Origin of the sequence: Campylobacter concisus (assembly GCF_050447445.1) — a bacterium.
GTDB lineage: Bacteria > Campylobacterota > Campylobacteria > Campylobacterales > Campylobacteraceae > Campylobacter_A > Campylobacter_A concisus_BI.
The window spans coordinates 1574009-1587768 of record NZ_JALMFW010000001.1 but is presented as its reverse complement, the minus strand read 5'-3'; the positions used below and the strand labels follow the sequence as shown (position 1 = coordinate 1587768).

Genomic DNA, 13760 nt, shown 5'->3' with positions numbered 1-13760 from the left:
AGAAATTTGGCGTTAATTACGCCAAAATTTATCCAAGTATCATTGCACCTACGATGCCACCGATGATAAGTGGGATATTGAAAAATATAAATGTAGGCACACAAGTATCATATATGTGATTGTGCTCATTATCAGCATTTAGACCGCTTGTCGGCCCAAGTGTGCTATCGCTTGCTGGGCTTCCAGCATCTCCTAGAGCTGCAGCTATGCCAACTAACAAAATGATGGCTGGCACGCCAAAACCAAGATTAAGACAAAGTGGCACATAGATAGAAGCTAAGATCGGTATCGTACCAAAGCTAGTGCCTATACCCATTGTGACCAAAAGACCGATAAGCAGCATCAAAAATGCACCGCCTATCTTGCCGCCAGATACCAAGCTAGCGTATTTTACAAGCTCATCTATGCCGCCACTCTCTCTTAAGATAGTGCCATAACCTGCCGCAACTAGCATGATAAAAGCGATAAATCCCATCATAGCAAGGCCGTTATCCATGATCTTATCTACTTTTTTATACTCGATACCGCCAAAAACGACCATAACCAAAAGTCCAAGTAATGCGCCAAGAGGTAGCAGCTCAGTATAAATTTGCACACCAAAAGCCACAACTGCACCAGCTAAAACCGCCCACTCTTTTTTAGTCATCTCAAGGCTTTTTGCGCGCTCGATCTCATCAAGCTCTTCTTTTTCAAATTTTGAAGTTTTATAAACTCTTTTTTTACCATAAAAAAGTATGGCAAGGATAAGTCCAATAAGCATCGAAGCGCCACCTATCCACATAACAGAAGAGATATCAGAAATAGATGTGGTTATGCCGTTATTTGCTAGCTCTTTTTTTAGGATATTATGAAAAAGCAGACCAAATCCAACGCTAAGGCTTACATAAGGTGCTTGAAGACCAAATGTCAAAGCACAAGCAACAGCACGTCTATCTATTCCCATTTTGTTCATAATAGCAAGAAGCGGCGGGATTAAAATAGGTATAAAAGCTATGTGAACTGGGATTAAATTTTGAGATAAGCACGCTATAAATGCAATAGTTAGTATAAAAATCACTTTATTCGAGCTAAGGAATTTACTCAAAGCATTTATCAAGATAGCAGTTAAATTTGTATTTGCGATGGCAGCTGCTAAAGCACCAAGTAAAATATAACTAAGCGATGTCTCAAGATTTCCTTGCATACCGCTTATGAGGCTTTGTGTAGTCTCTTTTAGGGCTGTAAAGAGGCTATCGATCCCACCTGCAATGCCACTTTCAAATCCACTAAATCCATGCTTATACATTACTCCCGCAACAAGAGCAGAGATAAGGATAGAAAGCAAAATGTTAAAACGCAATAGACAAAGTATTGTCATTACCAAAATGCTAAAAACAACAGGGTTAAATATAAGCATGAGCGTCCTTTTTGTGAGTGTTGAGAGATTATACAAATGTGTGGCTTATTAAATTTTAAAAAGAGTGGCTTAAGTGGGCTTGTGTTAAGATTTTGAGTAAATTTTAAAAGGAAAAAACGATGGATTTAGAGAAAATTTATAAAGAGGCTGGAGCGTATTTGGAGGGACATTTTTTGCTAAGCAGTGGTAATCACTCACAGTTTTATCTTCAAAGCGCAAAGGTGCTTGAAGACCCAGCTTTGGCAGGCAAGCTAGCTGATGAGCTCACTGCTGTGATAGAGAAATTTGGCATTAAATTTGATAGTGTTTGCTCGCCAGCACTTGGTGGAATTTTGGCTGGTTATGAGCTCGCACGTGCGGCAAAGAAGCGTTTTATCTTTACAGAGCGAGTTGAAAAGATAATGAGTCTTAGACGTGGTTTTGAGGTGAAAAAGGGTGAGAAATTTATTATTTGTGAAGATATCATCACGACTGGCGGCTCAGCACTTGAAGCAGCGCACGTAATAGAGAGCCTTGGCGGCGAGGTAGTTGGCTTTGCAGCGCTTGCAAATCGCGGCTTTTGTAAGGTTACAAATTTAGACAATGAGGCTAAGCCAAATGCAAAACTGCCAAGCGATAAGCCGTTTTTTGCTTTAGGAAATTTTGAGTTTGAAATTTATGAGCCTGAGCATTGCCCACTTTGTAAAAATGGAAGCAAAGCGATCAAACCTGGAAGCAGAGGCAACTAAAATTTATACTATAAATATAGCTATCTTTCTTTTTTAAATTGATCGATAGCTAAAATTTTTAGAAAAATCCAAAAATAGTACTTATAGAAAAATTTTAATCAAGACTTCAAATCATTTCAACAAAAATTTATAGTTTAATTTTTAAAAGTAATCTGTCTTTTATATTGGTATGAATTATTTTTTAGATAATCTTATTTTTTAAGCTACCAAGTGATAATATCTGCTCAAAAAGCGAGATGAAGCTATGCAAGAATATGATATTTTAGACATTTTATCAAACAAAAAGGTCCTTTGCCTTGAAGATGAAGAGGCGATTTTAAAAAATATTTGTGCTTCTTTGGAACTATTTTTTGCCGAAGTAAATGGCGTAACAGATGGCTATGATGCACTTGAGCTAGCGATGAGCGATGCTTATGATGTTTTGGTGCTTGATATAAGCGTGCCAAATATCGATGGCCTAGAGATCGCTAAAAAAGTAAGAACTATAAATCAAAAAATTCCTATCGTGATCTTATCAAGCCATGTCGAGCAAGAGTATTTGTGGAGAGCAGTTGAGTTAAAGATCACAAGGTATCTTGCAAAGCCATATGATAAAAAGTCATTTATAAAAGCCCTAGAAGACGTTGCTTTAGAGCTTGTTGGACGCAAGCCGACTATTAGGCTAAATGATGAATTAGAATACGATTTTGGTAAAAAAGTACTTTATATAAATGGTGAAATTTCTCATCTAAGTAAGAGTGAAAGTAGGCTTTTGGAGTATTTTTTAAACAACAAAAATCAAACTATAACTTATGAACAAATTTTTGATTATATTTGGGAGTATGAGCAGCCAAGCAAAGAGGCGATAAAGACGATCGTAAAAGAGCTTAGAAGGAAGCTTGGCAAAGATGTGATTAAAAATTTATACGGTGTAGGTTATCTTTGTGAAATATAAATTTCAGCTAATCGTTAGTGTTTTTATCTTTGTATATCTCTTAATATCCGCACTTGTTTTAAATTTTTATAATAATCTTGCAATGAAAGATGCCAAAAAAGAGGCGTATTATGTGCTTGAGAGTATAAATTCTGTAAGAGAGTACATCGCAGGCGTTCAGCGTCCGCTAATAGAGCAGCTAAAGCATGATGGTATTATAAAAGAGGATTTTTTTGACGAGAGATTACTCTCATCTTCATATATAAGCCGTGAAATTTATAATATCCAAAAGAAAAAATACAATCTTGACTTTGACTATAAACTAGTCGCCATGGCACCTTTAAATAAAGCTCATGAACCAAATGAATTTGAAGCGCAGGTATTAAGAGGCTTTAAAGAGAATAAATTTAGTGAATTTTCAAAGATTATAAAAGATGAAAATGGCTCACAATTTTTTGTAGGGCTTCCTATAAAAAGTCAAAATACATCTTGTCTAGCCTGTCACAATAGCGAAAGTGCTCCAAAACAGATGTTGGATCGTTATGAAATTCCAAATGGAAAAATTTCTGAGGCAAGTGAGATGATGGCAATGCTATCTTTTAAAATCCCACTACGTGCCATTTTTTCTTACCATTTAAAAGAGGTTGTCATCATAATGAGCGCGATAGCCTTTATATTTGGGATATTTTTGCTACTTGTTTATAAGATGCATAGGCGTGGCGAAGAGAGTAAAAGGCAGACCGAGCAGCTAATGATACATCAAAGCCGCCTAGCCTCAATGGGCGAGATGATAGGCAATATCTCACATCAGTGGAAGCAGCCTTTAGCTCAAATCAGCTCAGCTTTAATAAATTTAGAACTCTATCAGGAGCGAAAAAAGCTTGATGAAGCAAAAATTTATGAGTTTATAGAAGAGACTAGCAAGCAGATAAATTTTATGTCTGAAACGGTTGATGATTTTAAAAACTTTTTTAAACCAAATACTTTAAAAAGGGAGTTTAGCGTAGAGGAAGTGGTAAATCAGACTATAAAAATTCTAAACGCCTCACTTAAGAAATATCAAATCGAAATAGAGATCGATATAAGAGAAAATTTTACGATTTTTGCGAATTTTAATGAAATAATCCAAATTTTAATAAATATTATAAATAACGCAAAAGATGCATTTAAACAAAGTTATGTAAAGCCAAGAGTAATAAAAATTTATACTTTTATAAAAGATAATCGTAAAAATTTATGCGTGCAAAATAATGCAGGAGTGATAAAGGCTTCGTTTTTAAAGGTTATCTTTGAGCCACACTTTAGCACAAAAGAGTCTGGCAGCGGGCTTGGCCTATATATGAGTCGGCTAATCGCTAGCAAAAATAACGCCCTAATCTTTGCTAGAAACGTAGATGAAAATAGTATTACATTTACAATTAGTTTCGAAAATTTATAATTTATTAAAATTCCCCCTTTTCTACCCTTTTTTGGTGTTAGTATTATCAGTATGAAATCATTTTGATTTTAGGATAAAAAATTTAAAGGAGGGCACATGAGAAATCTACAAAAAGCCTTAGCTGGTTTGCTCATGGGTGTTAGCATCTTCGCTTCACAAGCCTGTTGCGAAGAGCATAATATGCAGATGTCCGATAAAGCACGTGATGTTATCGCAAATCCTAAAGGCACACTGCAAAGTAGAGGTGTTATCTCCTTGCAAGACTACGTTGTAGAAGAGCAAGAGATGTATAACTGGTTATTTAAAAACCACCCTATTTTTACAAAATATGGTGGTAAAACCGTCGGTAAAATGGTCGTTCACGACCGTGGCTTAGAGTGGCTTGCCGAGGGACATGGCTTTGATATGTCAAAGCTTAGTAAAAGAGATGGCGGTAAGGGTTATAGCTCTATGATGTATAGAATTCCAGCCACTTCATCACTTCAATTTCCTAACAAATTTGTAGGACCAGAAAAGTGCGGTGAGTGTCACCCAGCTCAGTATGAAGTGTGGAGCAGATCTCGCCACGCAACTACTATGCGTTTCCCTGGTGAGCACCCAGAGGTTAATAACAACCTAACTGAGCCAGTATTTGACAAAGATACTGCTTCTATCCTTCCAAAAGGTATTACTCCAGATGTTATCTACGCAACCGTTGGTCACTTAAGAACCAAAATGGGCTACGTTGATGCGTGGCTACTTCGTGGTACTTACTACGTTGAGGGCGGTTTGCTAAGAGATGGTACAGGTCAGATCGTAGCTGGTGGTAACCAATGGCAAAGAACATGGGCGTTAAATTTAGACGACGCAACTGTTAAGAAAATCAAAGAGCTTGTCCCAGAATTTCCTGGCACTCTTGAAGAGTACGGCGACAATGGCGGATATGTCAGAGGTCTTGCCTCATACGCCGCAAAACATAAAAAATCAATGTTTTTCCAAGCAAACTCATCATATTGTGAAGTTTGTCACCCAGTTAAATTTGATTTCAAATCAAAAGCAGAATTTTACGCAGCACTTGGTAACGCTAAAGAGCTTCAAAAACACACTATCTCAAAAGGCGTAAGCTGTGAGGAGTGCCACGGAGCTGGCGGTCACCTTGATGGAGCTACAAATTTTAGAACATCAAACTGCGAACGCTGCCACCAAAGGTTTAACTTTAGCCCAGATCTAGCTCGTGCTAATCCGCTTAATAACGGTAAGCTTGATCTATCACTTAGCTCTAAATTTAAATCAATGGGGCCAGGATGTGGTTCTGAAGGTTCACAATCATACTTTACAGCTCACTATGACAAAGGTATGAGATGTGTTACTTGCCACGATCCACACGACAATACAGGTCCAGTTGTAGGTGATAAGAGTGTAACAGGTATGAACTATAACTCAGAGCAAGGCTATCTAAGCTCATTCTATACTAAACCAAAAATTAGAAAAGAGTGTAAAGATTGCCACGAGACTCAAGCATATATCGCATCTAAAGCAGATACTCACAAAGACAATACTTGTGCATCTTGCCACATGCCATTTATGATGAGTTGTGAGAATTTCTACGCTGTTCAGTTCCAAGACAACGCTGGTTTTGATACTCAAAGAAGATCTCACATCTGGAAGATTATGGTTGATCCAAAAGAGAAATCTCTAGTACCAGGCGATGCTGCTAAAGGTCCAAGAGATGCTAAAGATTGGCACTTTGAGAGAGATAAAAATGGCCATAACTACGTTGACTTGATGTGGGCTTGCGCTAGAACATCTTGGGCTGATAAAGATATGAAAGATACCAAAGGCTGCCATAGCCCAGTACTATCTGAGCTAAAACCAACACTTCACTTCAAAAACCAAAAACAAGTTTATGATGAAGTCATGGGATGGCAAACTCCAGTTAAGAATGAATTCTCTGAAGTTAAGATTGGTATCGAAGGACTTTACTCACTACTTGAGACTAAAAAACTTGATGCAAGTGATAAAGTAAGAGTTTATGAGCTTATCCAAAATGCTCAAGAGATCATCGATATGGTTGAAAAAGATGGTTCGTGGGGTATGCACGGATTTAAATTTACTAAACAAAAACTCGATGCATCAAAAGAGTATATAAAAGAAGCTCAAAGAATTTTGAATAAAAATTTATAGCATTTAGGGGCTAGTTTTAGCCCCTTTAATCTTAAGGGTTTGATATGAAAAATAAGGTTTTAAAATTTACGCTACTTCTTAGCTTAAGTGCTTCTGGCTTGCTTGCAAATGTAGATTCAAATGAGTCTTATGCAATGGGAGCAACAAGTGGTGGATATGTTTTAAAAGGGTTGCTTGAACAAAAACAAATAGGCATTAGCTACGATGCTGAGGCCGTTATCAAAGGTTTTAGTGATGCACTAAAAGGAGAGCTAAAACTAAGCGATGATGAGATAGCAAAGCTACTAAATAAAAGAGCTGAAAATTTAGACAAGATAGTAAAAGAAAAAGAAGCCGCCATACTTAAAGAGAATTTAAAGCAAGGTAAGGCTTTTATGGATAAAAATGCAAAAAATAAAAATGTAAAAACGACAAAATCAAAATTGCAATATGAAATTTTAAAATCAAGCAAAAAGGGAGCGACTCCAAAACAAGAGAGTATCATCATAGCAAACTACAAAGCTAGCTTTATCGATGGCAAGGTCTTTGATGAGACAAAAGAGGCTCCAGCTCATCTTTCTATGCTAAATTTGATCCCAGGTCTTGAAGAGGGCTTAATGCTCATGAAAGAGGGCGATAAGTTTAAATTTGTTATCCCGCCAGAACTTGCGTACGGCGATAGCGGCATGGAGGGCATACCTGGAGGCGAGACTATCGTTTTTGAGATAGAGCTTGTTAAGGTCTTAAAGCCAGGTGAGTTAGCCGAGGCTGCAAAGAAAATTCACGAAAAAGAACTAAATGAGGGCATCAAAAAGCCTCATTAAGATATAAAATGGAGTTAAAAATGCAAAATCAAAAAAATAGAAGAGCCTTTTTAAAAAGCATGGTAGTTGTGGCTGCTGGTGCTGGTGCGGCAAGTAGTGGTTTTGCTTTTAAGAGTGAAGAAAGTGTAAAAAAACCACATTTTGGTATGATATTTGACCAAAATAAATGTGTTGGCTGTACAGACTGCGAGATAGCTTGCAGAAAGGTAAATTTAGTCCCAAAAGGGCAGATGAGACTTTTTATAGAAGATAAGACTAATCCTAAAAATTTACTCGATAAAAGATTTGTAAGAGTATCTTGTCAGCAGTGCGTCGATGCGCCTTGTGTAGCTGTTTGTCCGACCAAGGCTTGTCATAAAGACGAAAAAACTGGTATACAAACTACAAACATAGATGATTGTATCGCCTGTAAATACTGCATCGTAGCCTGTCCATATGATGTGAGATATATCGATAAGGTTACGCACTCAGCTCAAAGCTGTAACTTTTGCGTAGATACAAATTTAAAGGACGAAAAAGAGCCAGCTTGCGTAGAAGCTTGTAGATATGAAGCGATCGTCTTTGGTGATCTTAACGATGAAGATTCTCACATCAGCAAGCTACTAGCCGTAAAAGATAGCATAAGGCTAAGAGCAGAGCTTGGCACAAAACCAAGCCTTAGATATATTCCTAAAGTAAAAATGGGGGTGTAAGATGGATGGTGCATTAAATTTTACTGCAACATTTTCGCATGGAGTAGAGTGGGGCTGGCCGATCGCTGTTTATCTTTTGCTAGCTGGTATGAGTGGTGGAGCGCTAATCGCTGCCATACTTTTAAAACACTATAAAAAGCAAGAGAACTTTAGTCCATTTTTCAAGGCTGCTTCGCTTTTAGCCTTTGTTAGCATCATGCTTGGTATGGTTTGTTTGATAGCTGATCTTGAAAAGCCGCTTTTATTTTGGAAAATTTTGATTAATTATAATTTCACATCAGTTATGTCTATCGGTGTTGCTGGACTTTGTGTATTTATACCGCTTAGCTTTTTGATGTGCCTTTATGCATTTAATGATGAAATTTCAAATTTCTTAGCCAAAAGTTTAAAATCCTTTAGCGCTCTTTTTGCACTAATAATGAAAATTTTAATACCGCTTTATCCATTTTTAAGTCGTATTTGTCTTATTTTTGCTGTAATAATTTGTGCTTATACTGGATTTTTGATCTCAGTTTTGATTAGATTTCCACTCTTAAACACAGCTGTGCTTCCAGCTTTATTTATAGCTTCAGGACTAAGTGCTGGCATAAGTGGTAGTAGCTTGGTCGCAGCAGCTTTATTTAAGGAAGATCCACATTCAAGCGACCTTCATTCGCTTCATAGCGTAGAATTTAGCGTTTTGGGAGCTGAAATTTTACTCATTTTAATGCTTTTTGTATCGCTTTTGCTTGGTTCAAGTTATCAGCAAAATGCAGCTGTTGCTTTTTATAGTGGCGTTTGGGCAAATTTCTTTTGGCTTGGTGTTGTGCTAGTTGGCTTTATTGTGCCTTTTGTTTTAAATTTTGCATTTGGTAAAAAAGTAGCTAGCCTAAAATTTAGCTTTTATATCAGTTCATTAGCGGCTGTTATTGGTGTTTTACTGCTTAGGGTGTTTATACTTTATGCGGGACAAACTTATAGCATCTAAGGCAGAGGCGAGCGATGAGAATTTTAAATATCTACCGCTTGTCTTTGATATTATTATTTATTCTTGCTTTTGGTGCAGGACTTGCGACCTTTTTAGAAAATTTTTATGACACACAAACGGCCAGAGTGCTTGTTTATGAAGCGCTTTGGTACGAGTGTGTTATGTTTGCTTGCACCATTTGTTTAACCATTAGTATCGTAAAAACCAAGATGTATAAAAAATTTGGCGCATTTTTGATACATCTTGCTTTTATTGTTATCTTCATCGGGTCTGCGTTTACAAGGTATTTTGGCGAAGAGGGCGTGCTACATCTAAGAGTTGGCGAGAGCGGCAACACCATGCAAAGCGTAAAGCCTTATCTTATAGTCGAAATGCTTGGAGAAAATTTTAGTTATCCATTAAAATTAAGCTTATTTGGTAAAAACGACTTTGAGTTTAAAAAATTTATAGATGGCAAAGAATTTATAATTAACTTGCTTGGATATAAAAAAGATGAGAAAAACGCTCCTGCTACGCTTAGTTTAGAGATAAGCTTTAACGGCGAAAAAAAGAGTATTAAACTAAAAGGCGGAGCTGGATATGAGCTGGAGCCTAGTGTGCTAAGTTTTGGTGGGCAAGAGGTGAAATTTTACTTTAGCTCAAAGGCTTTAAATTTACCATTTTCATTAAAACTTGACGAGTTCATTTTAGAGCGATATGCAGGGCTAAATAGTCCATCATCTTATACAAGTAAAGTAAGTATCGCTGGCGGCAAGTACGACATCTCGCTAAATAATCCACTGACAATTGATGGCTATAAAATTTTTCAGTCTTCATACGATCCTGATGAGCTTGGAAGCGCTTTTGAGATCAGCCGTGATCCTGGCAAAATCCCAACTTACATAGGATATTTCTTGCTTTGCCTTGGCTTTGTGGCAAATTTATTTAGTAAAAAGAGCCGATTTTTTAGACTGCTAAATTTTATAAAAGGTTCGCAAATCGCATTTTTGGCGATTTTACTTTTAAACGCTACTCCAAATTTTGCTAATGAAAATAATAAAAATTTAGAGGCACATGCAAGCAAATTTGCCAAAATTTTGACTCAAGCTGATAGCAGAATCGCTCCAGCTGGCTCTTACTCAAGAGCTGTGATAAGTAAAATTTCAACCAAAACTACGCTATTTGGGCTTAGTAGCGAGGAGCTAATGCTCTCTTTTGCCATCTCGCCAAAAGAGTGGATGGATAAAAGAGTAGTAAAGATCACAAGTGAGCGTGTGGGCGAGCTTTTGGGAGTTAATGAAAAATTTGCTAGTTTTAACGATGTTTTTAACGAAAATGGCGAGTATAAGCTGGCTAAATTTGTAGAAGTTGCAAATGAAAAATCCGCCTCAAAAAGAGATAAATTTGATAATGACGTGATCAAATTTGACGAGAGATTAAATGTCTTGTATCTTGCACTAAAGGGAGAAATGCTTAAATTTATCCCAGCTAAAAATGGTGATAAGCTCACGTGGCTAGGCGTAAATGAAGCCTTTGGCTCAAGTGAAATTTCAAACGAGTTTAAAAGTATTTTGGGCGCTTATATAGAAAATTTAAGCCTTTGCGTAAAAAGTGGTGAGTGCAAAGAAGCTGATAGGAGCTTGGAGAAAATTTCAAGCTATCAAAGAAGCACTCTAGGCTCCCTTGCGCTAAGCGAGGCAAAGGTGGAGCTTGAAGTGCTTTATAACCAAATGGAAATTTTTAAATTTCTTATATATTTTTACATGATCCTTGGGCTAGTTTCGCTCGCTCTTGGCTTTTATAGGCTATTTTCTGGAAAGAAATTTAGATTTGAGAGCGCATTAAGCCTTGCATTTTATTTTGGTTTTACGGTGCATTTGCTAAATTTAGCTCTTCGTGCTTATATCTCAGGACATGCACCTTGGAGTGATGCTTATGAGAGCTTAGTCTATATTTCGCTTGCAAGTGTACTAGCTGGAGTTTTATTTTTTAAACATCAAAACTTTGCTCTTGGAGCTGCTTCACTTTTTGCAAGTGTGAGCTTGCTTGTAGCTCATCTAAATTTTATAAATCCACAAATAACAAATCTAGTCCCAGTTTTAAAGTCATTTTGGCTTAGCGTGCATGTAAGTGTCATCACAGCAAGCTACGGCTTTTTAGGCTTTAGCTTTGTGCTTGGGCTTCTTGGGCTTCTTTTAATGGCTATAAAAAATCAAAAAAACGAGCAAAAGCTTAGTGAGCAGATAAGATACCTCGCTGCAACTGATGAGCTAAGCCTCATCATAGGACTTAGTTTGCTAACTATTGGAAATTTTCTTGGCGGCGTCTGGGCGAATGAGAGCTGGGGCAGATACTGGGGCTGGGACAGCAAAGAGAGCTGGTCGTACATTACGATAATTATTTATGCCATTGTACTTCATTTAAGATTTATCCCAAGATTAAAAAATATTTTTACCTTTTTAGTAGCTAGCGTGCTCTCTTTTGGTTCAGTTATTTTTACCTATTTTGGTGTAAATTTCTATCTAAGCGGACTTCACTCATACGCAAATGGCGATGGATTTAGCGTTTCAAATTTGCTTTATTTGCTTTTAATGCTCTTGGCTTTGCTAATCGCCTTTGCTTATAGAGGTAAGGATATAAAAGAGATTTAGGAGATATGATGAAAAAGAGTTTAGTTTTATTGTTTGCTTGTTTGGGGCTATTAAATGCTGGCTATATCAAAGAGGCTTTAAACGCAAAAGAAGATCACAACAAGCTAGCACAAATTTATGAAGATGCTTGCGATAAAGAGAAAAAGGCATCAGGCTGCTACAATCTAGCTGTGCTTTACAGCAGAGGTGATGGTAATGTCAAAAAGGACGAAGCAAAGGCGGCGATGCTTTATGAGAAAGCTTGCGATCAAAATTTTTCTATGGCTTGCAGTAATCTTGGCTACGCCTATGAAAAAGGCAAAGGTGTGGAGAAAGACCTAGAAAAAGCGGTTAAATTTTATGAAAGAGCTTGTAAGGATAATGAGGGTTGCACGGAGCTTGGCTTGCTTTATGCAAATGGCACCGGCGTGACAAAGGATCTTAAAAAGGCAAAAGAGCTTTACGAAAAGGCTTGCAAGGCAGGTGATGGCATAGGATGTAGCAATCTCGGCTATCTATATGCGCAAGGTGAAGGTGTAGAGAAAGACTATGCAAAAGCCAAAGCAAACTACGAAATGGCTTGTGCAAACGAAGCTGGCATAGGGTGTGATAATCTCGGCTTTTTATATGTATATGCACAAGGCGTTGATCAAAACCTCACAAAAGCCACAAAACTTTATGAGCAAGCCTGTATATATGGATATGAAAAGGGCTGCAATAATTACGCTATCATGCTAGCTGAAGGCAAAGGCGTAAAAGAAGATATAGAGAAAGCACGTGAAATTTTTACTAGAAGCTGCAAAAATGGCTTAAAAGAAGCGTGCGAGAATTTAGAAATTTTAGGAAAGCATTGATGCTTGATAAAGTTAGCCTAGCGGCATTTAAAGCTTATAAATATAAAAATAAAAAAATACTAAAGGAGATAATTATGATTTTACGTTCTATCTTGGGTTCAGCACTGTTAGCTACCTTGATTTTTGGTGCCTTGGCAAATGAGCAAACTGTCAAAATGAAACCGATGTTTCAAAGCGTGGATCCTAGCAAGGCTACACTAGTAGGAAGTGGCGAGGGTAAGGAGTACTGCGCCGTTTGTGGAATGAATTTGGTTAAATTTTATAAGACCAATCACGTATATAACGGCAAGCAAGTAGCATCACTTCACTGCTTATACGAGCTAACAGAAGGTAAGATCCCAAGCGACGCACAAGTCGTCGATACTAAAAATCTAAATTTAATCGATGTAAATAAAGCCTTTTATGTCGTTGGTAGTAGTGTCAAGGGCACAATGACTAGAAATAGCAAATATGCCTTCTCAACTGAGGCTGATGCGAAAGAATTTCAAGCAGCAAATGGCGGCGAGATAATGAACTTTGCCAAAGCTTACGAGGTAGCTGGACAAGACTTCGCAGGCGATAATAAGATGATCAAAGCTAAGCGTGAAGATGGCGTTTACGCACATGGTAAGGAATTTTACGAGGCAAACTGCGACAAAACTGATCCAAAAAGCTTTAAGGTTATCTCTGAGCTAAAAGCTCATCTCAAAAAAGTATGCGACGCAAAAGAGGCTAACAAAGCTCCAGAGTACGACAAGCACTTGCAAGCCGCTGCTCTTTATCTATGGGACGCTCCGGCAAATTTAAGTACTAGCAACCAAGCTTCAAAACCTAAACAAGAAATAAAAAAATCTGAGAGAATAGTCGTGCCAAAAGGTGCAAGATGTGCGGTATGTGGCATGATTGTCAAAAATTCTCCATGGGCGACACTCATCAAAGCAGATGGCAAGGATTATTATTTTGATGGTGTAAAAGATATGGCACAATTTTATTTTGCGGACGGTAAAATGAAAGATGCTTATGTGAGTGACTATTACACGCTAGAAAAGCTTGATGCAAAAGATGCGTTTTATGTTCACGGCTCAAACGTTTATGGGCCAATGGGTGATGAGTTTATCCCATTTAAAGATGAAGCAAAGGCAGAGAGCTTTTTAAAAGATCATGCTGGCAAAGGTGTCATAAGATTTGACGAGATAAAGAATTTTATCGGTAAATAGT

General features: G+C 37.4%; 11 protein-coding genes. 10 read left to right on the top strand and 1 reads right to left on the bottom strand.

Going from position 1 to position 13760, the window contains the following annotated elements; all coding sequences use genetic code 11:
* Nucleotides 1-28: 28 nt before the first annotated feature.
* Nucleotides 29-1396, bottom strand: a complete 1368-nt coding sequence (locus tag MTT30_RS08270) for a Na+/H+ antiporter NhaC family protein (RefSeq protein WP_429801613.1) — start codon at nucleotides 1394-1396, stop codon at nucleotides 29-31.
* 119 nt (nucleotides 1397-1515) lie between these two features.
* On the opposite strand from MTT30_RS08270, the gene pyrE reads away from it, so the two are divergent.
* The 10 genes from pyrE (at nucleotide 1516) to MTT30_RS08220 (ending at nucleotide 13759) form a co-directional block, all read left to right on the top strand.
* The gene (gene pyrE, locus MTT30_RS08265) at nucleotides 1516-2124 is read left to right on the top strand and encodes an orotate phosphoribosyltransferase (RefSeq protein WP_429801612.1); all 609 of its coding nucleotides are present in this window, start codon (nucleotides 1516-1518) and stop codon (nucleotides 2122-2124) included.
* A gap of 244 nt (nucleotides 2125-2368) precedes the next feature.
* A complete protein-coding gene (locus MTT30_RS08260; protein WP_429801611.1) occupies nucleotides 2369-3058 on the top strand; it encodes a response regulator transcription factor in 690 nt (229 codons plus the stop codon).
* Nucleotides 3048-4475, top strand: a complete 1428-nt coding sequence (locus MTT30_RS08255; protein WP_429801610.1) for a c-type heme family protein — start codon at nucleotides 3048-3050, stop codon at nucleotides 4473-4475. The genes MTT30_RS08260 and MTT30_RS08255 overlap by 11 nt, the downstream gene beginning before the upstream one ends.
* A gap of 96 nt (nucleotides 4476-4571) precedes the next feature.
* Nucleotides 4572-6638, top strand: coding sequence for a multiheme c-type cytochrome (locus tag MTT30_RS08250; RefSeq protein ID WP_021090404.1), 2067 nt, complete (start codon nucleotides 4572-4574; stop codon nucleotides 6636-6638).
* Between the two features lie 44 nt (nucleotides 6639-6682).
* Entirely contained in the window at nucleotides 6683-7441 is a 759-nt protein-coding gene (locus tag MTT30_RS08245; RefSeq protein ID WP_072595292.1) for an FKBP-type peptidyl-prolyl cis-trans isomerase, read from the top strand.
* A 20-nt stretch (nucleotides 7442-7461) separates the two neighbouring features.
* Nucleotides 7462-8133: a 4Fe-4S dicluster domain-containing protein gene (locus MTT30_RS08240; RefSeq protein WP_072595319.1), complete on the top strand. Its 672-nt coding sequence runs from the start codon at nucleotides 7462-7464 to the stop codon at nucleotides 8131-8133.
* Between the two features lies 1 nt (nucleotide 8134).
* The gene (gene nrfD / locus MTT30_RS08235; protein WP_429801609.1) at nucleotides 8135-9100 is read left to right on the top strand and encodes an NrfD/PsrC family molybdoenzyme membrane anchor subunit; all 966 of its coding nucleotides are present in this window, start codon (nucleotides 8135-8137) and stop codon (nucleotides 9098-9100) included.
* Between the two features lie 14 nt (nucleotides 9101-9114).
* Nucleotides 9115-11730 carry a cytochrome c biogenesis protein CcsA gene (gene ccsA / locus MTT30_RS08230; protein ID WP_429801608.1) on the top strand — a complete coding sequence of 872 codons (2616 nt, stop codon included), beginning with the start codon at nucleotides 9115-9117 and terminating at the stop codon, nucleotides 11728-11730.
* An 8-nt stretch (nucleotides 11731-11738) separates the two neighbouring features.
* A complete protein-coding gene (locus MTT30_RS08225; protein ID WP_429801607.1) occupies nucleotides 11739-12563 on the top strand; it encodes an SEL1-like repeat protein in 825 nt (274 codons plus the stop codon).
* Nucleotides 12564-12637: 74 nt separating this feature from the next.
* Nucleotides 12638-13759, top strand: coding sequence for a nitrous oxide reductase accessory protein NosL (locus tag MTT30_RS08220; RefSeq protein ID WP_429801606.1), 1122 nt, complete (start codon nucleotides 12638-12640; stop codon nucleotides 13757-13759).
* Nucleotide 13760 lies beyond the last annotated feature (1 nt).